The sequence below is a fragment of the Kribbella sp. VKM Ac-2571 genome, assembly GCF_004362255.1.
In the GTDB taxonomy this organism is placed as follows: domain Bacteria; phylum Actinomycetota; class Actinomycetes; order Propionibacteriales; family Kribbellaceae; genus Kribbella; species Kribbella pratensis.
This window is the reverse complement of sequence record NZ_SNWS01000001.1, coordinates 796,561-819,856: the sequence shown is the minus strand read 5'-3', so window position 1 is coordinate 819,856 and position 23,296 is coordinate 796,561. Positions and strand designations below refer to the sequence as shown.

The window sequence follows — 23,296 nt, the reverse complement described above, 5'->3', positions numbered from 1 at the left end:
GAGGACGGCTGCCGAAATCGGCCCGTCCTGAACTGGAACAGACCCGCCGGGAAGGCGGGGCGCCCCTAGGGTTCCGCTGCCGGTCGATCTGACGGCAGGACTGGTCCGAGAGGGGAGGCGGTGCGGTCACTCGTGACCCACCGCTCCACGGCGGGACAAAAGCCCGGGAGGCCTTGATGGCCCCGGGCTGCCGTGCGCGTTCCTGGGCCCGATGCAGCGGAGGCCCGAATGCCAGGATCCAGCACAGCAACCACGGAAACTCTCAGCAGCGATCAGCTCGGCGCACGCGATCTCGGCCACTTCGGCTATGCGCAGCAGCTCTCGCGCCGCGTCGGCAGCTACGCGTCGTTCGCGGCCGGTTTCTCGTTCGTCTCCATCCTCACCACCGTGTTCCAGCTGTTCGGTCTGGGCTTCGGCTTCGGCGGTACGGCGTTCTTCTGGACCTGGCCGGTCGTGCTCATCGGTCAGCTGATGGTGGCGTTGTGCTTCGCCGAGCTCGCCGCCCGGTATCCGTTGTCCGGAGCGATCTACCAGTGGGCCCGTCGTCTCGGCGGTGCTGTCGTCGGGTGGTTCGCGGGCTGGACGATGGTGATCGCGCAGATCATCACGCTGGCCACGGCGGCGATCGCGCTGCAGGTCGTGCTGCCCGCGGTCTGGCCCGGTTTCCAGCTGGTCGGCAGCGATCCCGCTCTCGCGTCGAAGGACGGCGCCGCGAACGCCGTACTTCTCGGCTGTCTGCTGCTCGTCGCCACCACGGTGCTGAACGCGACCAGCGTCCGCATCACCGCGGTCGTGAACTCGGTCGGCGTGACCTGTGAACTGGTCGGCGTCGTGTTGATCGTTGTTTTGTTGACAACCAGAGCCGAGCGCGGTCCGTCCGTCGTCCTGCACACGACGAATCTCGACAGCAGCACCGGGTACGTCGTACCGCTGCTGATCTCGGCGTTGATGGCGGCGTACGTGCTGGTCGGGTTCGACAGTGCGGGCGAGTTGTCTGAGGAGACGCACAAGCCGCGCGCGACGACGCCCCGGACGATCATCCGCGCCGTCACCGCCTCGGGAATCGGCGGCGCGTTTTTGATCGTCGCCGCGCTGATGGCCGCGCCGTCGCTGACCGACGGGGATCTCGCCACCCAGGGCCTCCCCTACGTGCTGACGAGCCGGCTCGGCACGACGGCCGGCAAGCTGCTGCTCCTCGACGTCGCGCTCGCGGTCTGCGTGTGCACGCTGGCGATCCAGACCGCGGCGGCCCGGATGATCTTCTCGATGGCACGCGACAACGTGCTGCCGGGATCGCGGCAGCTGCGCAAGGTGTCCACGCGGACCGGTACGCCGGTCGCTGCGACGGTGGTGCCTGGTGTTCTTGCCGGTGTCTGCCTCGTGGTGAACGTGGGAAACGCGGGCCTGTTCCTCGGTCTCGCCAGCGTCTGCATCATGCTGCTGTACGTCGCCTACCTGATGGTCACGACGCCACTGCTGGTACGTCGTTTGACCGGCGGCGGACTGCCCGGCGGCGTGGACGAGAACGGACGGTCGCTGTTCTCGCTCGGACGGTTTGGTCTGATTGTCAACATTGTCGCGGTGGCCTACGGCCTCGCGATGGCGATCAATCTCGGCTGGCCACGCGCCGAGGTGTACGACCCGGCCGGTGACGGTTGGTATCTGCAGTACCTCCCGCTGATCACCCTCGGGGTGGTCGCCGTCGGCGGTCTCCTCGCCTACCGGACCCAGCGCAGCGCCTACTACGGCTCGATCGGCGTACCCGTGCCCGCCGCCGCGCCGGCCGTCGAAGCGGAAGGCGCCAGCGCATGACTCTCGATCACAAGCACGAGCTTCCGGGTGCCGCCGCGTGGTCGGCGCCGGTGCGGGCGGGCCGCACCGTCACGCTGACCGCTCTCGCCGACGGTGCGAACGCGACGATGCTGATCATCGGCGCCGACCGCCTCGATCGCCTGAACATCCCGGACACGTTGAAATCGCAGATGTCGGCCCGCATCAAGCCAGGCATGGTCCTGATGTCGGATCGCGGCCTGGCGCTGGCAACCGTTACCGCCTCCAGCCTCGACTGGCACGACTGCCTTACCGGCGCGCTCCCCGACCGACTCCTCCTTCTCGAACTCACCAAACACGGATTCGGCGAGGCGGACCTGCACGCCTGCATCAACTTCTTCAGCAAGGTCTCCGTCGCCGACGACCCTCGCGCCTCGCTGACGTACGTGCCCGACCACGGCCACTCGGGTGACACCGTCACGCTCCGCGCCGACCAAGACCTCCTCATCTTCGTCTCGACCGCCCCCCACGCGCTCTCGGACGGCACTACGGCGAGCGTCGCCGTACAACTCGAAACGCCTGATCCCGCACCAGATCCCGAACTCCGGGAGGAAGCGATCCGCGCGCTGCGCCTGACCCGGGAGCTGATCGCATGACCCTCACCTCAACCACCGGCGCGCTGGACACCGTGGTCGAAGCCGGCGACGGCACCCTCGTGACCGTGCCATCAGGCGGTCGATTGCAGATTGTCGACCTTCACGGCAACCAGGCCGTGGACACGTTGTTCTACGACGCCCACGACATCGACAACCGGTACTCCGCGTTCGACACGATCCGCGAGCAGCAGGCCGTGTTCCTGACCACCGGATCACGCCTGATGTCGACCGGACTCGACGAACTCGCGGTGATCACCGACGACACCTGCGGCCGGCACGACACCGTCGGCGGCGCCTGCTCGCAGGAGAGCAACGTCATCCGGTACGGCGAGTCCACGCGGCATCAGCACGCCTGCAGGCAGACGTTCCTGCGCTACGGAGCGCGGGCAGGCATCGGTCAGCGGCAGCTCACCCACAACGTCAACTTCTTCATGAACGTGCCGGTGACGTCGAGCGGCGGCCTCTCGTTCGAGGACGGCCTGTCCGCTCCGGGCAAGTACGTCGAGATCACCGCGAGCCGCGACCTGTTCGTGCTCATCAGCAATTGTCCGCAGGTCAACAATCCTTGTAACGGCTGGAATCCGACGCCGATCCAGTTGCTGGGCCGGTGGTGACGGTGGCCGTCGTCACAGTTGTTGCCCCAGGCATCCAAACGACGGTGCAGGACCTGGCCGGGCGGCCGGGCCTGTGGGACGTCGGCGTACCGCCGTCCGGGGCTGCCGACGAACTCACGTTCGCGCTGGTCAACGCCGCAGTCGGCAACCCGGACAGTGCGGCCGGGCTGGAATGCGTACTCACCGGACCGGCGCTCACCTGCGACGAGGATCGGCTGATCTGCGTCGGAGGCGCAGTTCGCAATCCGACTGTCGACAATCTGCCGTTCCGACCGGGGACGGTCGTCCGGTGGCCGGCCGGATCGGTGCTGGACGTCGGCCTGCTCGACGGTCCCGGAATGCGCGGATACGTGGCGATCCAGGGCGGACTGGACGTGCCGCGGGTGCTGGGCAGTCGATCCACCTTCGTGCTCGGCGGTTTCGGCGGTCACGACGGCGGGCCGCTCAAGGCCGGCGATCAGCTTCCGCTGGGTCGGCAGGAGAACCTGCTCACCCCGTTGTCGGTGGAGCTACCGGCGATGTCGGACTCCTGGCAGGTGCGCGTGATCCCCGGACCCCACGGGGCACCGGAGCATCTCACCGCCGAAGGTGTCGCCACGTTCTTTACCAACGAGTGGATTGTCGACCATCGGTCCGACCGCACCGGCGTCCGGCTGATCGGCCCGAACCCCGGCTGGGCCCGGACCGACGGCGGCGAGGCCGGTCTGCATCCGTCGAACGTGCACGACTCCGCCTACCCGGTCGGCGGCATCATGCTGTCCGGCGACACCCCGGTCATCGTCGGCAAGGACGGGCCGTCGCTCGGCGGTTTCGTCGTACCAGCCGTGGTGATCGAGGCCGACCGATGGATGCTCGGCCAGCTTCGCGCCGGCGACTCTGTTCGCCTGGTCCCCGTGACCCCCGACGCGGCTGCCGAAGCGATCCAGGCCCGGAGACGCTGGCTGACCGATCTCCGGCAGGAGCCCACCCCGGTCCCCGTCGCGATCGGTACGCCGGATCGCCCGAAGCTCCTGCACCACGGCGAGCAGGCCGGCACGGCGCCGTCGTACACGATCAGGTGCGCAGGCGAGCGGCACGTGCTGGTCGAGGCAGGACCGGCCGAGCTCGACCTCACCGTTCGGGTCTGGATTCACCTCCTGGCCCAGGCACTCCGGGACGACCGGCCGGCCGGGATCACGGAGATCGTCGAGGGCGTGCGATCGCTGCTCGTCGCGGTCGACTCGGCCCGGCTCGCACTCACCGAACTCGCGGAGCGGCTCGCGTTCCTGGCCGCCGGCCTTGGCGATCCCGAGACCGTGGTGCTGCCGGCCCGGGAGGTGGTGCTGCCGATCGCGTTCGATCATCCGGCGGCGCACGAGGCGATGCGCCGCTACGCCACATCGGTCCGGCCGGACGCGCCGTGGTGCCCGGACAACGTCGAGTTCATCCGGCGGGTCAACGATCTGGACACCCGCGACGAGGTCTTCGAGATCGTCCAGGCCGCGACGTACCTGGTGGTCGGTCTCGGCGACGTGTATCTCGGCGCACCGGTCGCCGTACCGGTCGATCCGCGGCATCGGCTCGTCACCACGAAGTACAACCCGGCGCGGACCTGGACGCCGCAGAACGCGGTCGGGATCGGCGGGATCTACCTGTGTGTCTACGGGATGGAGGGTCCGGGCGGGTACCAGCTCGTCGGCCGCACGGTCCCGGTCTGGCGGCTGTCACCGGATGACGCGCAACCTTGGTTGCTGAGGCAGTTCGACCTGATCAGATTCGCGCCGGTGAGCGCGGAGCAACTCGCGCACGAGCGGGCCGAGATCGCGGCCGGGCGGGCGGATCTGAAGACCGCACCGGCGACGTTCTCGATCTCCGACGTACGCCGGATCGAGCAGGAGGCACCTGTGGACATCGCGACCTTGCGCGCCAGACGCCGCGCCGCGTTCGAGGCCGAGCGGGCACGGTGGGGCGCATGAACAACGAGTGGATCACCCGGGTCGACCCGATCGAGCCGGCGCCCGGACCGTTGCACGGGCTGACGATGGCGCTCAAGGACAACATCGACCTCGCCGGTGTGCCGACGACCGCAGGCGACCCCCGCACCACGGAGCCCGCGAAGGACAACGCGTTCGTGGTCGAGCGGCTGATCGCCGCCGGCGCCGTACCGCTGGGGAAGACGAACCTGGATCAGTACGCGACCGGTCTGGTCGGCACGCGATCGCCGTACGGCGCCTGCCACTCGGTCTTCTCACCTGAGCATGTGTCGGGCGGCTCGAGCTCGGGCAGCGCGGTCGCGGTCGCCACCGGGCAGGTCGACTTCGCGCTCGGCACCGACACCGCGGGCAGCGGCCGCGTTCCGGCCGCCTTCAACCGGCTCGTCGGTATCAAGCCGAGTCGTGGCCTGGTCTCTGCGCGTGGCGTCGTACCTGCGTGCCGGTCGCTCGACTGCGTCACGGTGATGGCGCGATCAGTCGCCACCGCGCGACGCGTCTTCGACGTGATGGTCGCCTTCGACCCTGATGACGCCTGGTCGCGGCGAGCGTCGTCACTCCCCCAGCGCCGCCCGGCCCGCGTTGCTGGGTCGGCGGCGGTGATCGGCGTACCGGATGCCGGGCTGGATCTGGATCCGGAGTACGAACAGGCGTGGCAGGCGACGCTCGACGAGGCGCATCGGTTGGGCGAGGTGGTCAAGGTCGACGTACAGCCGTTGCTCGAAGCTGCCGAGCTGCTGTACTCCGGACCGTGGCTGGCCGAGCGTTGGCTGGCGTTCGGGGACAAGCTGGACGACTCCGCGGCGGTCGACCCGACTGTGCGGACGATCGTGCGGGGCGGCGCGACGTTGACTGCGGCCGCCGCGTTCGCCGGGTTCGACCGGTTGGCGACGCTGAAGCGTGCGAGTGAGCATCTCTGGACGCAGCTCGACGCGCTCCTGCTGCCCGTGACTCCCGGGCATCCGACGCTGGCCGAGGTAGCAGCCGATCCGATCGGCGTGAACAGTCGCCTCGGTCGCTTCACGAACATGGTCAACCTGCTCGACCTGTGCGCGGTCGCGTTCCCGGGGCCGGATCGGGCCGATGGTCTGCCGTTCGGGATCCAGCTCCTGGCGCCGGCTGGTCACGACCGCTCGCTGATCGACCTGGCGGGGCGCTGGTGTGGTGAGAATGTGCCGGACACCGACATCCTGCTCGCGGTGGCGGGTGCCCATCTGTCCGGCCAGCCGCTCAACGATCAGCTGGTACGGCGTGGTGCCCGACTCGCCTTCACTGCACGGACTGCTTCGTCGTACCGGATGTATCTGGTCGACGGACCGCGTCCCGGTCTGACCCGGACCCTGTCGGGTGTGGAAGGCCCAGGGATCGAGGTCGAGGTGTGGAGCATGCCGGCCGCCGAGCTCGGTGGATTCGCGGCAACCATCGATCCGCCGTTGGCGATCGGCCCACTCGAACTCTCGGACGGCCAACAGGTCCTCGGCTTCCTGTGTACGGCGGACGCCGCGGACCCCGAGCGTGACATCACAGCATCCGGCGGCTGGCGAGCGTACCTGGCCGGGGACTGAGCCTAAGGTTGGTGGGCATGAGCCTGACGCCCGCCGAACAGAAGGTGCTGGATCGCATCGACGAGGACCTGCTGGTGCAGATCACGCAGGATCTCGTCCGTGCCCCTGGACAGAACCCGCCCGGTGAGGAAACCGCCACCGTGGCCGCCCTCACCGCGGCGGGTCGTCAGCTCGGGCTCGACGTCGGCACTTCAGTTGTCGAGCCCGGCCGGGACAACGTCTCGATCACGCTTGCCGGTGGCAACGATCCCGGTCTGCTGCTGCTCGGCCACACCGACGTCGTCCCGGTCGGCGACGGCTGGACCGTCGACCCGTACGGCGGACTCCTGCGCGACGGCCGGATCTACGGCCGCGGCGCATCCGACATGAAGGGCGGACTCGCCGCGGCTCTGGTCGCACTCGCCGCCCTCCGCGGCACCACGCTGAGCGGTCCGGTCGAACTGGCCGCGGTCGTCGACGAGGAAGAAACCGGCAACGGCATCCGCGCCTATATCGAAGCCAACCCGGTCCGCCAGTACGTCGGATGTGTCACGGCCGAGCCGACCGACCTGCAGACGATCGTCGCGGCGCGCGGTGACTCGTACCTCCAGGTCTCGGTCCACGGTCGCGCCTCGCACGCCGGCAACCCGGACGGCGGCGCCAACGCGATCTACGGCGCGGCAGCCGTCGTCGCCGAGATCGAACGCCTGCACAAAGAACTCGCCGCCGCGCCCCATCCCCTGCTCGGCCCGGCGACCTGGAGCGTCGGCCAGATCAACGGCGGCACCGGCGGCTCGATCGTTCCCGCCGACTGCGTGATCGTCGCCGACCGTCGGCTCCTTCCCGGTGAGTCCCCCGCCGCGATCCTCGCCGACCTCGACCGGCGGATCGCCGCGCTGCACCTGGAAGATCGCGGACTGACCGTCGAGCTCGCGATGCCGATGGAGATGCCCGCCTTCGAAACCCCCGAGGATGCCGACCTGGTCCGCATCACCGAGGCCGCGCGCTTCGACGCCGGCGGACCACCGCTGCCGCTCGCCGGGTGGACCGCGGCCTGCGACGGCGGGTACATCGCCCGGGATCTCGGCGTACCGGTCGTTGTCCTGGGCCCCGGTTCGGTCACCACCCAAGCACATCGCGCGGACGAATCCGTCGCCGTCGCCGAACTGGTCACGGCAGCACGCGCGTACGCGCTCACCGCACTGCGGCTCCTATGAGCGGGCGGTTGCTTCTTCGCAATGGGTCGGTGCTCGACGTTGGGTCCGGCGAGGTTCATCGAGCCGACGTCGTACTCGAAGGCGATCGGATCGTCGGAGTCGGGATCGGGCTGGACGGCGACGACGCGATCGACTGCGACGGCGGGTTGCTGGTTCCGGGGTTCATCGACTGCCACACGCATCTGTGCATCGCGCAGACGCGGATCGACCCGTTCGGGCTGCCGCGGTCGGTTCGCCCGCTGTCCGCCGTACCCGTGTTGCGAACCCTCCTGAGCCTCGGCCTCACGACGGTGCGCGACGCGTGGGGCGCGGACGCCGGGGTGCGGATGGCGGTCGAGAAGGGCTGGATCGACGGACCGCAGGTGCTGCTGAGCCTGCGGCAGGTGGGTACGACGGGTGCCATCGGGGACCTGTGGGCGCCGCGCACCGGGCCGCTCGACTTCTTCGAGGATCCGTCGCTGCCCGATCCGGTCTTCAACGGCGCCGACGAGGCTCGGGCCGTCGTACGGCGGATGGTCCGGGCCGGTGCGGATTGGATCAAGGTGACCGTCACGGGTTCGCTGGCGATCGGGAAGGGCCTCACGGATCTCGAGCTGACCGAGGACGAGCTGACTGCGCTGGTCGACGAGGCGCAGCGGCGCGGAGGCCGGCGGGTCATGGTGCACGCGCATGGAGCCCGGGCCGCGGAACTCGCCGCCCGCGCCGGTGCGGGGAGCATCGAGCACGGGACGTACCTCGACGAGGCCGCGGTGCAGGCGATGGCCGAGCACGGGACCTGGTACGTGCCGACCCTGTCCGTCACCCAGTCGGAGCCGACCGCTACACCGGAGGGCGCCGCGCAGGCCCATCGGGAATCCATGCGACTCGCCATCGCCGCGGGAGTGCGCATCGCGATGGGCACCGACAACCCGGTCCGGCCGCACACGGAAGTCCTGTGGGAACTGAGGCATCTGGCTGCCGCCGGACTGGGTGACGCCGGGGCGCTGCGAGCCGCGACGATCGATGCGGCGACGCTGCTGGGGCTCGCGGATGATCGCGGTGAGATTGCGGTGGGCAAGCGGGCGGACCTGGTGCTGCTGCGGGGCGACGACCTGGACTGCAGCTCGCTGTCGACGCGGATCCAAAAGGTGTTCCACAACGGAGTCGAAGTCGGGCGTTGACTCTGACACGGTGTCAGACCATAGACCGGGCGCATGTACACAGCAGGAGAGATCGCGGAGCGGATCCGCACGGGTCAGATCACGTCGCGTGAGGTGACGGAGGAACTCCTCGCGCGGATCGCAGCTGACACGATGGTCAACGCGGTGGTCGAGGTCCGGCGCGAGCACGCGCTGGCGGAAGCAGACCGAGCCGACGCCCTACTGGCCGAGCGTAGAGGGGCGGTCGAGCAGGGCGGTGTGGTCGGGCGGGACGGTTTGGACCGGCCGTTGCTGGGGGTGCCGGTGACGGTCAAGGACTGTTTCAATGTCGCCGGGATGCGCACCACCTGGGGCAATCCGGCGTTTGCGGAGTATGTCGTCGACCACGACGCGCTTGTCGTGGAGCGGCTGGATCGCGCCGGCGCGATCGTCGTCGGGAAGACCAACGTGCATACGATGCTCGCGGACTTCGGACAAACCGCCAACGAGATCTACGGACGAACCAACAACCCCGCTGACCTCAACCGCACCCCTGGCGGATCAAGCGGCGGCGCAGCGGCCGCCCTAGCGGCCGACCTCACCTACCTCGAGTACGGCTCCGACCTCGTCGGCTCCATCCGACTCCCAGCGGCGTACTGCGGCGTCTACGGACTCAAGCCCACCAACGGCCTGGTCCCGCAGCGCGGCTTCGAGATCCCCGGTACGCCGTACCTCCCGACCGAACTGCCCGTATTGTCAACAATCGGACCACTAGCTCGCTCCGCCGCCGACCTCCGGACCGCACTGCGCGCAACCGCCGGCCCCGAAGCCCCGTACTCGTACAACCTCCGCCCGCCCCGGCACGACCGCCTCCAGGACTACCGCGTCGGCATCGTCACCGACCACCCTTCGGCGCCTGTCACGAGCGAGGTCGGCGATGCACTCTCCGACACGATCGACCGCCTGGCCCGCAGCGGCGCAAAGATTGTCAACAATTGGCCGGACGGAGTGAACGCGAACGAACAAGCGGAGGAGTTCGGCCGCCAGGTCGAACTGTTCTTCGCACTGCACGGCGACTCGGACAGCGCCCTGACCGCCGCAGACGTACGCGACCTCGACCGGCGCCGGCTGCAGGCGCGTGCGAGGTGGCAGCAGTACTTCCAGGACGTCGACGTCTTCCTGTGCCCGACGACCTTCACCGTCGCGTTCCCGCACGGCTCGACGACGATCGACGGGCAACCCTATGAAACCCAGGTGTTCTGGATCGCGCACGCATCGCTGACCGGTCATCCCGCGCTCAGCATGCCGATCGGACACACACCGGCCGGGTTGCCGGTCGGCGCCCAGGTGATCGGTCCGTGGCACGAGGACGACACCGCGATCACGTTCGCCGAACTCCTGGCTGGTTGACTGCCCTCATGTTCGCAATCGGAGAGTTCGCCCGCCACGGCCGGGTGTCGATTCGGATGCTGCGGCACTACGACGCGCTCGGCCTGCTGCGACCGGCGTACGTCGATCCCGTCACCGGCTACCGCAGTTACACCGCCGGTCAGCTCGCCGACCTGAACCGGATCGTCGCACTCAAGGACCTCGGCTTCTCCCTCGACCAGGTCGGCAAAATGATTGTTGACAATCTCAGTCCGGCGGAACTGCGTGCGATGCTCACGATGCGCCGCGCACAACTGGAGACCATGCTCGCCGAGAGCTCCGCGCGACTCACCCAGGTCGAGTCCCGTCTGCGCGGCCTGGAAGCCGACATTCCGATTGCAGACATCGTGGTCAAGGAGCTGCCCGCGGTACGACTGGTCGGCCTCACCGCGACGGCCGCGAGCTTCACACCCGACGACATCACGCCGGTAGTGCATCCGCTGTGCGCGGAGCTCGGCCGGCGGTTGCCGGATGCCGACGTACGGCCGTCCGGTCGGCTGACCTGCTTGTACGCGCAGGAGTCCGAGGACGAGATCGTCGTACGCGCGACGGTTCCGGCCGCGGTCGATGCCGGAGGCAACCTCAACGGACTGGAGGTGATCGACCTGCCCACAACGCAGGCCGCGACGCTGGTACACCGCGGGCCGATCGACCAGGTACTGCCTTCCTGGCAGGCGTTGGCGCGCTGGCTCGACGACAACGGCCGACGCCCCGCCGAGCCCGCCCGCGAGCTCTACCTCGACACCCCGGAGGACCCAGAGCAGTGGGTCACCGAACTGCAACAGCCGCTCACAACCGACTGAACGACAACGTCTCTCCCCTGGCGCCGCCCATCCAGAGGTCCTGGCAGGCGGCGGCGAATTCGTCGAGATTCTCGGTGATCGCACCGAACACGTTGCCCGGGACCCAGCCCTGATCGCCGTTGATCAGCAGGTTGTTGCGGCCGTAGAACACCGCCAGGTCGACAATCGCACCAGTCGTCCCGGTGCCGGTCGTGTTCTCGTACCCGTACGCCGGATTCCCCAGATCGTCGGAGTCGAACGAAAACCAGCACAGATCCCCCGGGATCGGGGTGACCGTCGTATTCTCCTTGCCGGGGTCGGGCGCGAACGCCGGCAGCAGCGTGTAGATCTCGTTCCGCGCGTACTTGCCGTGGAACACCGGCGCCGACAGCGGCAGCTTGTCCCACACCGCCGCGCACGTCCGCGGCGCCACGTCGTCGAGCAACTTCGCCACGCAGCTCATGCCGCGCTTGTCCAGGCTGACGGAGATGTGCTTGCTCACTGAGCCTCCAAGGTCGGGGTACGCAGGTGCCAGTCCGTGGCCGCTTGATACGCCTGGCCGACCCGCAGCGTCCGCGCGTCGGCATGCCGCGGCGCGACCACCTGCAGTCCGACCGGCAAGCCGGCACTGGTGAAGCCGCACGGCACGCTCAGCGCCGGTTGCTGAGTCAGGTTGAACGGATACGTGTACGGCGTCCAGGCGGTCCAGTCCGGCGACGCCGAACCGTCCGGCACGTCCTGGCCGACCGGGAACGCCGTGATCGGCAACGTCGGCGTGACGAGTACGTCGTACCGCTCGTGGAAGCGGCCCATCAGTGAGCCGAGGTCCATCCGGACCGCGGTCGCGTCGAGGAAGTCCGACGCGGAATACGCCGCCCCGAGCTCCGCGACCCGGCGCAGTCCCGGATCGACGCGGTCGTCGACCGTGTACGCCGAGAGCACCTTCGCGGCGCCGGACCACCACAGCACGTTGAACGCGTCGATCGGATCCGCGAACCCGGGATCGACCTCCGTCACCTCGGCGCCCAGACTCTCGAGGACGCCGACCGCGGTGCGGACCAGCGCCGCGACCTCCGCTTGATTGTCAACAAAACCAAGGTCTACAGAGAACCCGATCCGCAACCCGGCGATCCCGTCGTCGAGCCCGTCCAGGAACGATCGGCCCGGCGTGGGCATCGCCGACCAGTCCCGTGAGTCGAACCCGGTGACCACGTCGAGCAGCGCCGCCGCGTCGCGCACGGTCCGCGTCATCGGCCCCGCGTGCGACAGCGTCCCGAACGCGCTCGGCGGAAACAACGGGATCAGCCCGTACGTCGGTTTCAGCGCGACCGTACCGGTGAACGCGGCCGGGATCCGGACCGATCCGCCGCCGTCCGTGCCGAGCGACCACACGCCCATCCCGAGTCCAACCGCGGTCGCCGAACCGCCGCTCGAGCCGCCCGACGTCTTCGACGGATCCCAGGGGTTGCCCGTGGCGCCGTACGTGTAGGAGTCGGTGACACCCTTCCAGGAGTACTCCGGCGTCGTCGTCTTGCCGAGGAAGACGGCGCCGGTCTCACGCAGCCGGGCGACCGACGGCGCGTCCTCGTCCCACGGTCCGGCCGCATCGATCATCGTGCTGCCGCGCAGTGTCGGCCATCCTTTTGTCCACAATGCGTCCTTGATGGATGTGGGTACGCCGTCGCCGGGGCCGAGTGGCGTGCCGGCGTGCCAGCGGGCTTCCGATTCCTTGGCCGCGGCGAGCGCACCCTCGGCGTCGACGAGCACAAAGGCGTTGACCTGCGCGTCGTACCGCTCGATCGCATCCAGCGCTTCCTGCGTCGCCTCGACCGGGGACAGCGCGCCGGTGCGGTACCCCTCGACCAGCTCGGATGCTTGTCTCATCGATCTCCTGTCGGAATGTAGCCAAGCTTCTTGTCGACAATGTTCAGCAGCGGTTCCCCGGCCAGCCAGCGCCGGACGTTCGTCGCGAACTGGTTCGCGAGGGTGTCGCGCCAGCCGATCACGTCACCGGACATGTGCGCGGTGATCGTTACGTTCGGCGCGTCCCAGAGCGGATGGTCCGGTGGCAGCGGCTCGTTGTCGAAGACGTCGAGGGTGGCCGCGATCCGTCCGTCGCGGACCGCGGCGAGCAGTGCCGTTTCGTCGACAATCGGACCGCGGGCAACGTTGACGAGGTGCCCACCGGGTCGCATCGCGGCCAGGACCGCCGTGTCGACGAGCCCGCGGGTCGCGGCGGTCAAGGGTGCGGCGATCACGACGTGGTCGGCCCATCCGGCTTCGGCCTGAAGATTGCTGCTGGCAACAATCTCGCCGAAGTCCGGGTCGTCCCCTCGCGCGACCCGGCCGGCGCCCCGCACCTCCAACCCGGCGGCGCGGAGCAGCCGGGCAGTCTCTCTTCCGATCGCACCGGTTCCGACGACCAGTGCCTTCGCGCCCAACACACTCCGCGTCTCGCGGTGCTGCCAGCGACGGCCGCGCTGCAGGTCGAAGCTGCGGAGGCTGTCCTTGGCGTTCGCGATCACCGCGCCGAGCACGTACTCGGCGATCGGCCGGTCGAACACGCCGTGCGCGTTCGTGACCACGACCGCGGAGTCCCGCAGCTCGTCGAAGATCAGCGTGTCGACACCGGCCGCGGTCACATGGATCCACTCGAGTGCGCCGGCCTCCGCCCAGACGTCCCGGACCGCCGTCGAGAAGAAGTCCCAGAGCATCAGGGCCCGCGCACCCCGAACGGCCTCGCGCAATCCGTCCGCTGCGGAGTACCGGAAGTCGGCCGGCAGCCTGTCGAGACCCGGCGGCCGGTCGGTCGCTCGCTCGCAGAGCACCGCGATCACAGGTCGCTCGGCGCTTGCTGGCGGGGAGGCTGGCACGTCATCGAGGCTAGGAACTCGCTAGTAGGATTGTCAACAATCTCCTGATGGCCGCACACTGACTCGCATGAGCACGCGTCCCTCCACCCATCCGATGCCGGCGGCGGTGCCTCCACTGCTGCAGACCGGTATCGGTGTCGTCGCGCCGTACGACTTCGCGCTCGACCGCGAGCTGTGGCGCTGGGCGCCCGACGACGTCACGCTGCACGTCACGCGGACGCCGTACGCACCGATGGCTGCGACCGTCGAAATGGCAGTACATATCTCGGATCCGGAACTCATCGCGCGGACGACGTACGACGTGCTCGCGGTCGCCCCGCTCGCGGTCGCGTACGCATGCACGTTCGGCAGTTTTGTCGGCGGGCTGACCGGCGAACTGGCGCTGGTGGACGCGATGGTCGGCGCCGGAGCGCCGGCCGCGGTGACCACGAGCGGCGCGTTGCTGCTCGCTTTGCGCCGGCTCGGGGTCACCCGGATCGCGACGGTCACGCCGTACACGAACGACCTGACCGCGGGGCTCACCGCGTTCCTCGCGCAGGCCGGAATCGAGGTGGTCGCGACCGCCGGGCTCGGCCTGATCGCGCAGATCTGGGCCGTCCCCTACGAGACGACGGTGGAGCTGGTCCGCAGCGTCGACAGCGACCTGGTCGAGGCGATCTTCATCAGCTGCACGAACCTGCCGACGTACGACGTGATCGCCGGGCTGGAGGCCGCGCTCGGCAAGCCGGTCCTGACCGCGAACCAGGTCACGATGTGGTCCGTGCTCGAGCTCGCCGGGCATACCGGGATCGGTCCGGGGCAGCGATTGCTGAGCGTCCGATGAACGAGCCTGCGCTGAATGAGCCTGCGCTGAATGAGCCTGCGCTGAATGAGTACGGCGCCCGGCTGGCGAAGGTCCGCGCCGTACTGGCCGGGCGCGGTCTGGGCGCGCTCGTGGTCAGCGATCCCGCGAACCTCTACTACCTGACCGGGTACGACGCCTGGTCGTTCTACACGCCGCAGTGCCTGCTGGTTCCGGCCGAGGGCGACGTGCAGTTGTTCGCGCGGGCGATGGACGCGGCCGGAGCCTCGTACACCTGCAACCTGCGCGCAGACCAGATCCACGGATATCCCGAGCAGCTGGTCCACCGTCCGGACGTCCATCCGTACGACTGGATCGCGAACGTCTGCCACGAGCTGATCCCGGCCGGCGCCGACGTCGCGGTCGAGAGCGACGCGCACTACTTCACCGCGCGCAGCTATCTTGCCCTCAGCAACGGTCTGCCCGGGCGGCGGGTGGTCGACTCCGCCGAGCTGGTGAACTGGGTCCGGCTGGTCAAGTCGCCGTACGAGATCGGTCAGCTGCGGATCGCCGGCACGATCGCCGAGCAGGCGATGCGGACCGCGCTCGACCGGCTCCAGCCGGGTCGGCGGCAGTGCGACGTGGCCGCGGAGATCCTGGCCGCGCAGACGATCGGCACGCCCGAGCACGGTGGTGAGTACCCGGCGATCGTGCCGATGCTGCCGACCGGTGCCGCCGCCGGCACGCCGCACCTCACCTGGAGCGATCGTCGGTTTGTCGACAATGAGGCAACCACGATCGAGCTGGCCGGCGTGTTCGGCCGGTACCACGCGCCGCTCGCCCGCACCGTGATGCTCGGCGACCCGCCGCGACGCCTCCGCGAGACCGCGAAGATCGTTGCTGACGGCATGCAGGCCGCATTGTCGGCAATCCGACCAGGTGTTACCGGCAGCACCGTGCACGCGGCGTTCAACGACGTGATCGCCGCGCACGGTCTGGTGAAGGAATCCCGGATCGGGTACTCGATCGGTATCGGGTACCCGCCCGACTGGGGTGAACGCACCGTCAGCCTGCGGCGCGAGGAGACCACCGTGCTGACCGCGGGAATGGCGTTCCATCTCATCCTCGGGATGTGGATGGACGGTTGGGGCTACGAGCTGTCCGAGCCCGTGGTGGTCGCCGCCGACGGAGTGGAGCGACTGACCGGTCTGTGCCACGAACTGACGATCAGGAGGTAGTCCCTTGCCCGCACTCCCGTACGCCGCACGCGCCGCCGGACTGGTGGGTTCGGTGATCGACTCGAGTACGTCGTTGCTGCACAAGCAGACGCACGACATCGTCCGTTTCGCGATGGGATCGCCCGCGGCCGAGGCGGTACCGGCGCAGATCCTGTCCGCGATCGCGGCCGACGAGCTGAGCCGACCGTCCAGCTACGACTACGCGGCGACCGAGGGCGACCCGCCGCTGCACGCGGCACTGCTCGAGATGCTCCGAGGGACCAGCGACGAGACGACTGCCGAGCGACTCACGATCACGGCCGGCGGCATGCAGGGTCTCGACCTGTTCTGCAAGATCTTCGTGGACCCGGGCGATCTAGTCGTCGTCGAGTCGCCGACGTACACGAACGGTAGTGCGACGGCGCTCTCGTACGGCGCGGAGCTGCTCGAGGTTCCGGTCGACGGCGACGGCATGATTGTCGACGATCTACCACGGCTGCTGGACGGGCGGCGGCCGAAGGCGATCTACACGATCCCGACCTTCCAGAATCCGTCCGGTGCGACGCTCTCCCTCGAACGGCGGCATCGCCTGCTGGAGCTGGCCCGGTCGTGGGGCTCGATGGTGATCGACGACGACCCGTACGGTCTGCTCCGGTTCGCGGGCGACCCGCTCCCGACGCTGCGCGAGCTCGGCGCAGGCGATCCGCTGGTCTTCGCCGTACGGACGTTCTCGAAGATCGTCGCGCCCGGTCTGCGCGTCGGTTGGGTCGATGCGGATCCCGAACTGCAGCAGTTGCTGATCAACGCGAAACAGGCGATGGACACCTGCACGAATCTGCCGGCGCAGCGGCTGCTCACCGGGTTCCTGACCGGCGGGCATCTGGAGGAACATCTCGTTCGGCAGCGAGCGGAGTACAAACAGCGCAAGGAGGCGATGCGTGCCGCGCTGACGGAGCACTTCGGCGACATCGCGCACTGGACCGATCCGGAAGGCGGCTTCTTCCTCTGGGTCACGCTGGAGAACGGCGTCAACGCTCAGGAACTGTTCGAGCTGGCGCTGGCTGAGGGCGTCGCGTTCATCCCCGGCCCGGCCTTCTCCCCCACCGCCCGCTTTCAGAACGCCTTCCGCCTCTGCTTCGCCTCCACGCCCCCAGCCCGCATCCACGAAGGCATCACCCGCCTTCGCCGAGCCACCGACAAACTAGCCGTCTGACCAGCCCGCCCGAGCTACCCGCCAGTCGTCGAGCCGCGGCGGCAGAAGCGCGGATATCCGTTCGAAAGCGGCTTGTGGGTGGGTGACTACTCTGGAGGGCGAGGCGCGTCGGGGAGGGATTGGGCGAGGAGTTGGGCCAGGTGACGGGGGTGGCGGGGTGTGGCTTGGGAGATTTGGGTGCGGCAGCTGAATCCGTCGGCCAGGACGGTGGTTGTCTCGGGCAACGACCGTACGGCGGGAAGCAGCGTGCGTTCGCCGACTGCCGCGGAGATCTCGTAGTGGTCGCGTTCGAAGCCGAAGTTGCCGGCGAGACCGCAGCAGCCCGGGTCCGCGAGACCTGCCTCGATGCCGGCCGCTTCCATCAGCTTGCGGTCGGCGTCGAAGCCGAGGACGGCGTGCTGGTGGCAATGCGGTTGGACGAACGCCGCTCCCCCGACGTACGGCGGCTGCCAGCCGGATTCGACCAGTAGCTCGGAGAACGTGCGGATGTTCGCGGCCGCCGCCACGGCGAGGGGATTGCCGGCGAGGAGGGCGGAGGCGTCGTGGCGGAAGGCCGCCGTACAGCTGGGTTCGAGGCCGACGATCGGCGTACCGGCTTGGAGATGCGGCGCGAGTACGCGAAGGGATCGGTTGAGAACGCGGCGGGCGGTGGTGAGCTGGCCGGTCGAGATCCAGGTGAGCCCGCAGCAGACCGGCTTCGCGGGCAGCACCACTTCGTAACCAGCGGCTTCCAGTACGGCGACCGCGGCACGGCCGACCTCCGGCGCGAGGTAGTTGGTGAACGTATCCGGCCAAAGCACAACCCGCCGCCCACCATCGCCTGAACCACCACCCGAACCACCACCCGAACCACCGCCCGGACCACCGCCCGAACCACCGCCCGGACGACCGGTCGAGCCGGCGCCCGCCGGTGAAGAACCGCTCGGGGAGCCATTTGGTGAGCTGTTGCGGTGGGTGAACCAATGGGTGAAGGTCTCCGGAGCGAAGGCCGGGACCTCACGTTCTGCGGCAATTCCGCCGAGGCGCTTGGTCAGTGGCAGGCCGGCGAAGCGGTTCACGAGACCCGGCGCTCGGGACGCAAGACGGGACCACAGCGGCAGCCAACCCATCGACCAGTGCGACAACGGCCGTGCCCACGGGCGGCGCGCGTAGTGGTGATGGGTGAACTCGGCCTTGTACGTCGCCACGTCGACATTCACCGGGCAGTCCGACAGACAACCCTTGCACGACAGGCAAAGGTCCAGCCCGTCGCGTACCTCGGTCGACCGCCACCCGTCCGTGATCAGGTCGCCCTGCAACATCTCCCACAACAGATGCGCCCGCCCACGCGTCGAGTGGAGCTCGTCCCGCGTCACCTGGTAGCTGGGGCACATCACGCTGCCGGACGACTGCCGGCACTTCCCGATCCCCACGCACCGCCGCTGGGCCTGCGCGAAGTCGTGCCCATCGTCGGGATAGTCGAAGATTGTCAACATTCTGCGATCCTTGGCCGGCCCGTCATGCCGGATCGCGAGGTCGAGCCGCGGCGGGTCGACAATCATGCCCGGGTTCAGCACGCCCGCCGGATCCCAGATCCGCTTCAACTCGCCGAGGAGCGCGACCCCGTCAGCGCCGTACATCCTGCTGAGCAACTCCCCGCGCGCCCGCCCGTCACCGTGCTCGCCGGACACCGAACCGCCGAGCTCGACCACCAGATCCGCGGCCTCCTCGACGAACTCCCGGTACGTCGCGATGCCCTGCGGACTCAGCAGGTCGAAGTCGATCCGCATGTGCATGCAGCCCTCGCCGAAATGCCCGTACGACGCACCCGACAGACCGTGCCGCCCGAGCAGTTCGTCGAGACCGCGCAGGTAGGCGCCCAACCGCTCCGGTGGTACGGCAGCGTCCTCCCAACCGCCCCACGCCTCGGCCCCGTCCGCGCGCCGCGTCGCGAGGCCCGCGGCGTCCGTACGGCACCGCCACAGGACGCCCTGCGCCTTCGGGTCGGTCACCAGGGACGCGGTCGCGCCGGAATCGCGCAGTTCCTCGAGCATCGCGCGGGCAGCCGACGCGGCGGTCGCCTCGTCGTCGCCGGCGATCTCGACCAGCAGCCAGGCGTTGCCGCTCGGGAGACCGGCGTGGACCGCGGCGTCACGCACCTCCGTCGGCAGCCGGTCCACCAGTTCGTGGTTGATGGACTCCATCGTGAGCGGTGCGTGCCGCAGCACGACCGGTACACAGTCGGCCGACGTGATCGAGTCGGCGAACCCGAGAACGCACAAAACCTTTGCCTTGGGCAACTCAACGAGCTGGACAGTCGCCCGCAGCGTCGCGGCCAGACCGCCTTCGCTACCAGCCAGCAGACCGGCCACGTTGTACCCGTACTCCGGCAGCAGCCGATGCAGCGCATAACCGGAGATCTGCCGCGTGAACTGCCCGAACCGCCGGCGAATCAGCAACTCGTTCCGCCCCGCGAAAGCCTGAAGCGCCCGATGCAACTCCCCCTCCCGCCCCGGCCGGGCCCTCAACTCCGCGAGCGCCGCGGCCGACGCTGTACCCGTGCCGGCCTCGAGGGTCAGGCCGGTTGCGTCGGCGAGGATCACGTCGAGGGAACGCAGATTGTCGGCTGTGGTGCCCCAGGCAACAGAGTGCGCGCCGCAGGCGTTGTTGGCGATCATGCCGCCGAGGGTCGCGCGACTTGCCGACGAGGGGTCGGCGCCGAACGCCAAGCCGTGCGGCTTCGCGGCGGCCAGCAGATCAGTCAGGACGACGCCCGGCTCGACGACCGCCGTACGCGCCGATGTGTCGATGTCGAGGATGCGATTCACGTGCCGCGAGGTGTCGATGACGACGCCGCCGATCGCGTTGCCTGCCATCGACGTACCGCCCCCGCGCATCACCACCGGCGCCCCAGCGGCGGCGGTCAACGCAACAGCCGCCGCCAGGTCCTCGGCATCAGCTGGTACGACGACCAAATCGGGCACCGCGCGGTAATTCGACCCGTCTGCGGCGTACAGCGCCCGCGTCCCTCGATCATCGCGGACCGCACCCCGGAGTTCCCGGCGGAGCGTGCCGGCCAGCCCGGCGACGTCGTACGCGACGGATCCGGCGCCGGGGCGCTCTGGGGTTAACATTGTCGACAATCTACCTTTCGGACGATTGACCAGCCAGGAGGCTCGATGGTCACGGTAGGACTCCTTTACCCCGGACACAGCGCGGAAGACGACTACCCGGCACTCGAGGCACGGCTGAACGGCTCGGTGAGGCTTCCCGTCGTCATCACCTCGGTGGGTGAGGACGCGCATCGGGTGGACGCCCTCCTCGACCTCGGCCGGGCGGAACGGCTCGCCGAAGGGGCGGCCGAGCTCAAGCCGGCGCGGCCGGACTCGGTGATGTGGGCGTGTACTTCGGGCAGCTTCGTGTTCGGCAGGGAGGGTGCGCACATCCAGGCGGCCGGGGTGGCGCAGGCGCTCGGCGTACCGGCGTCTTCGACCTCGATCGCGTTCGTCGACGCGTGCCGGACGCTCGGCGTACAGCGGGTCGCCGTCGCCGCGTCGTACCCGGAGGATGTCGCACAGCACTTCGTCCGATTCTTGACCGCGGGCGGCGTCGACGTGGTGTCGATGGGCAGCAACGGGATCATCACCGCCGCCGAGGTCGGGACGCTCGCGCCCGAGCAGGTGGTCGCGATGGTGAAGGCGGCCGACCACCCAGACGCCGAGGCGGTCCTGGTGCCGGACACCGCCATGCACACGCTGGGGATCGTCGACGAACTGGAGACCGCAGTCGGCAAACCGGTGCTGACCGCGAACCAGGTGACGGTCTGGAAGGGGCTGGAGCTGGCCGGGGTTGTACCCTCCTTGCCAGATCTGGGGACGTTGTTCGCCACAAGGGGGAATCCAGAGTGACCAGTTACATCGAGCCGCTGGCTCAGGAGTCGACGCCGAGCATCATCGCCGACAAACTGCGTAAGGCCATCGGCCACGGGGAGTTCAAGCCCGGCGCGCAGATCGTCGAGGCCGACCTGGCCCGCAAGCTCGGGGTCAGCCGCGGTCCGTTGCGGGAGGGCATGCAGCGCCTGACCCAGGAAGGGCTGCTGGTCTCGATCCGCAACCGCGGCCTGTTCGTCATCGACATGACGCCCCAGGACATCCGCGACATGTACCTCGCTCGCGAGGCGATCGAGCGCGCCGCCGCCTTGAAGATCCTCCGCGACGGCGACTTCGAGACCGTCGGACTGGCGCTGCTCGCGGTCATCGACCAGATGGCCGCCGCCGACGGCGACCCGGCCGCGGTCGGCGAGCTCGACATCGCGTTCCACGAGCTGCTCGTGCGGCTGGCCGACAGCCCCCGGCTGTCGCGAATGCATCAGACGTCCATGATCGAGACCCGGATGTGCATCCACGCGCTCGAGGAGACGTACCTCGCCACCGACGCCCGTGCCGTCGAGCACGAGAGGCTCGCCGACGCGATCCGGACCGGCGACGTCGATCGCACCGAGGACCTCCTGAGCGCCCACATGGACGACGCCATCGAACGCCTCGTCAGCCGCTGAGCTCGTCAACCCTGGGCCTGTCAACGCCGGGCCCGTCAACGCCGGGCCTGTCAACGCCGGGCCTGTCAGCTGACCGCGATGCCGATGTACTTCGTCTCGAGGAACTCGTCGATCCCGACCGCGCCGCCCTCACGGCCGAGCCCGGACTGCTTCACGCCCCCGAACGGCGCGGCGGGATTCGACACCACGCCCTGATTCAGCCCGACCATCCCGGTCTCGATCGACTCCGCGACCCGGAGCGCCCGCCGCAGGTCGTTGGTGAACACGTACGCGACCAGCCCGTACTCGGTGTCGTTCGCGGCCCGCACGACCTCCTCCTCGGTGCTGAACGGCGTCAGCGGCGCGACCGGCCCGAAGATCTCCTGGTCCGCCATCGCCGCCTCCCGCGGTACGCCGGTGAGCACCGTCGGCGGATAGAAGTACCCGGTGCCGGCCCCCACCTCGCCCCCGGTCAGCACGGTGGCACCCCGGCCGACCGCGTCCGCTACGAGCGACCGCACCTTCTCCCGGCCTGCCTCGTCGATCAGCGGGCCGACGTTCACGCCCGGCTCAGTACCGCGTCCGACCGTCAGCCCACTCATCCGCTTCGCGAGCCGCCGCCCGAACTCGTCGATCACCGACTCGTGCACGAAGATCCGGTTGGCCGCCGTACAGGCCTCGCCCATGTTCCGCATCTTGGCCGCGATCGCGCCCGTCACCGCCTCGTCCAGGTCCGCGTCCTCGAAGACCACGAACGGCGCGTTGCCGCCGAGCTCGAGGGACGTCCGCAGCACCTTCTCCGCGCACTGCTCGAGCAGGATGCGGCCGACCCGCGTGGACCCGGTGAACGACAGCTTCCGCGCCAGGCCGGACCGGATCAGCGGCTCCATCACGCCGCCTGCGTCCATCGCGGTGACGCAGTTGACGGCCCCCGCGGGTACGCCGGCCTCGGCCAGGATCCCCATCAACGCCAGCATCGACAGCGGAGTCTGGTGAGCGGGCTTGATGACGCTCGTGCAGCCGGCCGCGATCGCGGGGCCGAGCTTGCGGGTCCCCATCGCCATCGGGAAGTTCCACGGGGTGATCAGCAGGCACGGCCCGACCGGCTGCTTGGTGATCAGGAAGCGGGCGTTCCCGGCCGGCGCGGTCCGGTACCCGCCGTCGATCCGGACCGCTTCACCTGCGAAGTGCCGGAAGAACTCGGCCGCGTACGCGATCTCGCCGCGCGCCTCCGCCAGCGGCTTGCCCATCTCCAGCGTCATCAGCAAGGCGAGATCGTCGACGCGTTGCATCAAGAGCTCGTATGCCGTCATGAGCATGTCGGACCGTTCGCGTGGCGACGTACGGGCGAAGTCCAGCTGGGCGGCGACGGCCGCTTCGAGTGCGGTCCGGCCGTCGTCCGGTGAGGCGTCGGCGACCGCGCACAGCACTTCGCCGGTCGACGGATCGACAACGTCGAACGTCGCGCCGCTGGTCGCGTCGGTCCACTTCCCGTCGATGAACAGCCGCTTCTCGACGGCCTCGACAACCCTCGACTCGTCCACCCTCGACTGGTCCATCTGCACCCCTTCACCGGCCTCAGCAGCTGAGATAGGCTGAT

19 protein-coding genes and 1 riboswitch are annotated in these 23,296 nt (G+C 69.2%); of the genes, 14 read left to right on the top strand and 5 right to left on the bottom strand.

The window, feature by feature from the left end:
- The first annotated feature begins 54 nt into the window (after positions 1-54).
- A riboswitch (guanidine-I (ykkC/yxkD leader) is annotated at positions 55-172 on the top strand.
- A 56-nt stretch (positions 173-228) separates the two neighbouring features.
- Genes EV651_RS03920 through EV651_RS03880 form a run of 9 tightly spaced genes read left to right on the top strand, consistent with a single transcriptional unit; the run spans position 229 to position 11,120 of the window.
- Positions 229-1,812 carry an amino acid permease gene (locus EV651_RS03920; protein ID WP_133781975.1) on the top strand — a complete coding sequence of 528 codons (1,584 nt, stop codon included), beginning with the start codon at positions 229-231 and terminating at the stop codon, positions 1,810-1,812.
- Positions 1,809-2,426 (top strand): DUF1989 domain-containing protein, encoded by a 618-nt coding sequence (locus tag EV651_RS03915; protein ID WP_133781973.1) that lies wholly within the window; start codon positions 1,809-1,811, stop codon positions 2,424-2,426. The genes EV651_RS03920 and EV651_RS03915 overlap by 4 nt, the downstream gene beginning before the upstream one ends.
- Complete coding sequence (locus EV651_RS03910) at positions 2,423-3,040, top strand: urea amidolyase associated protein UAAP2 (RefSeq protein ID WP_133781971.1); 618 nt, start codon at positions 2,423-2,425, stop codon at positions 3,038-3,040. Before EV651_RS03915 ends, EV651_RS03910 begins: the two co-directional genes overlap by 4 nt.
- Positions 3,041-3,042: 2 nt before the next feature.
- Positions 3,043-4,995: a 5-oxoprolinase/urea amidolyase family protein gene (locus EV651_RS03905; RefSeq protein WP_133781969.1), complete on the top strand. Its 1,953-nt coding sequence runs from the start codon at positions 3,043-3,045 to the stop codon at positions 4,993-4,995.
- The gene (gene atzF / locus EV651_RS03900) at positions 4,992-6,575 is read left to right on the top strand and encodes an allophanate hydrolase (protein WP_133781967.1); all 1,584 of its coding nucleotides are present in this window, start codon (positions 4,992-4,994) and stop codon (positions 6,573-6,575) included. Before EV651_RS03905 ends, atzF begins: the two co-directional genes overlap by 4 nt.
- Positions 6,576-6,592: 17 nt before the next feature.
- Positions 6,593-7,771 (top strand): M20 family metallopeptidase, encoded by a 1,179-nt coding sequence (locus EV651_RS03895; RefSeq protein WP_133781965.1) that lies wholly within the window; start codon positions 6,593-6,595, stop codon positions 7,769-7,771.
- Positions 7,772-7,800: 29 nt separating this feature from the next.
- Positions 7,801-8,931: an amidohydrolase family protein gene (locus tag EV651_RS03890; RefSeq protein ID WP_166658482.1), complete on the top strand. Its 1,131-nt coding sequence runs from the start codon at positions 7,801-7,803 to the stop codon at positions 8,929-8,931.
- Between the two features lie 33 nt (positions 8,932-8,964).
- Positions 8,965-10,299, top strand: coding sequence for an amidase family protein (locus EV651_RS03885; RefSeq protein WP_133781961.1), 1,335 nt, complete (start codon positions 8,965-8,967; stop codon positions 10,297-10,299).
- An 8-nt stretch (positions 10,300-10,307) separates the two neighbouring features.
- Complete coding sequence (locus EV651_RS03880) at positions 10,308-11,120, top strand: MerR family transcriptional regulator (RefSeq protein ID WP_133781959.1); 813 nt, start codon at positions 10,308-10,310, stop codon at positions 11,118-11,120.
- Here the strand turns inward: EV651_RS03880 and EV651_RS03875 are convergent.
- The 3 genes from EV651_RS03875 to EV651_RS03865 are packed head-to-tail and all read right to left on the bottom strand — an operon-like array spanning position 11,107 to position 13,972.
- Complete coding sequence (locus EV651_RS03875; protein ID WP_133781957.1) at positions 11,107-11,601, bottom strand: DUF3830 family protein; 495 nt, start codon at positions 11,599-11,601, stop codon at positions 11,107-11,109. The genes EV651_RS03880 and EV651_RS03875 overlap by 14 nt on opposite strands.
- The gene (locus EV651_RS03870) at positions 11,598-12,983 is read right to left on the bottom strand and encodes an amidase (protein ID WP_133781955.1); all 1,386 of its coding nucleotides are present in this window, start codon (positions 12,981-12,983) and stop codon (positions 11,598-11,600) included. The genes EV651_RS03875 and EV651_RS03870 overlap by 4 nt, the downstream gene beginning before the upstream one ends.
- Complete coding sequence (locus EV651_RS03865) at positions 12,980-13,972, bottom strand: D-2-hydroxyacid dehydrogenase (protein ID WP_238156633.1); 993 nt, start codon at positions 13,970-13,972, stop codon at positions 12,980-12,982. The genes EV651_RS03870 and EV651_RS03865 overlap by 4 nt, the downstream gene beginning before the upstream one ends.
- A gap of 67 nt (positions 13,973-14,039) precedes the next feature.
- Here EV651_RS03865 and EV651_RS03860 point away from each other — a divergent pair, with 67 nt between their 5' ends.
- The 3 genes from EV651_RS03860 to EV651_RS03850 are packed head-to-tail and all read left to right on the top strand — an operon-like array spanning position 14,040 to position 17,183.
- Positions 14,040-14,795 carry an Asp/Glu racemase gene (locus EV651_RS03860; RefSeq protein WP_238156632.1) on the top strand — a complete coding sequence of 252 codons (756 nt, stop codon included), beginning with the start codon at positions 14,040-14,042 and terminating at the stop codon, positions 14,793-14,795.
- Positions 14,792-15,991, top strand: a complete 1,200-nt coding sequence (locus EV651_RS03855) for a M24 family metallopeptidase (RefSeq protein ID WP_133781952.1) — start codon at positions 14,792-14,794, stop codon at positions 15,989-15,991. The genes EV651_RS03860 and EV651_RS03855 overlap by 4 nt, the downstream gene beginning before the upstream one ends.
- Before the next feature lie 4 nt (positions 15,992-15,995).
- On the top strand, positions 15,996-17,183 hold the full coding sequence (locus EV651_RS03850; protein ID WP_133781950.1) for a PLP-dependent aminotransferase family protein: 1,188 nt from the start codon (positions 15,996-15,998) through the stop codon (positions 17,181-17,183).
- A gap of 86 nt (positions 17,184-17,269) precedes the next feature.
- Here the strand turns inward: EV651_RS03850 and EV651_RS03845 are convergent, their stop codons facing one another.
- Positions 17,270-20,296, bottom strand: a complete 3,027-nt coding sequence (locus tag EV651_RS03845; RefSeq protein ID WP_133781949.1) for an FAD-binding and (Fe-S)-binding domain-containing protein — start codon at positions 20,294-20,296, stop codon at positions 17,270-17,272.
- 45 nt (positions 20,297-20,341) lie between these two features.
- Between EV651_RS03845 and EV651_RS03840 the strand changes: the two genes are divergently transcribed.
- Together EV651_RS03840 and EV651_RS03835 are read left to right on the top strand one after the other, a co-directional pair.
- A complete protein-coding gene (locus EV651_RS03840; RefSeq protein ID WP_166658481.1) occupies positions 20,342-21,070 on the top strand; it encodes a maleate cis-trans isomerase in 729 nt (242 codons plus the stop codon).
- On the top strand, positions 21,067-21,717 hold the full coding sequence (locus EV651_RS03835) for a GntR family transcriptional regulator (protein WP_133781947.1): 651 nt from the start codon (positions 21,067-21,069) through the stop codon (positions 21,715-21,717). The genes EV651_RS03840 and EV651_RS03835 overlap by 4 nt, the downstream gene beginning before the upstream one ends.
- Before the next feature lie 65 nt (positions 21,718-21,782).
- Here the strand turns inward: EV651_RS03835 and EV651_RS03830 are convergent, their stop codons facing one another.
- Positions 21,783-23,255: an NAD-dependent succinate-semialdehyde dehydrogenase gene (locus EV651_RS03830; RefSeq protein WP_133781945.1), complete on the bottom strand. Its 1,473-nt coding sequence runs from the start codon at positions 23,253-23,255 to the stop codon at positions 21,783-21,785.
- Positions 23,256-23,296: the final 41 nt, after the last annotated feature.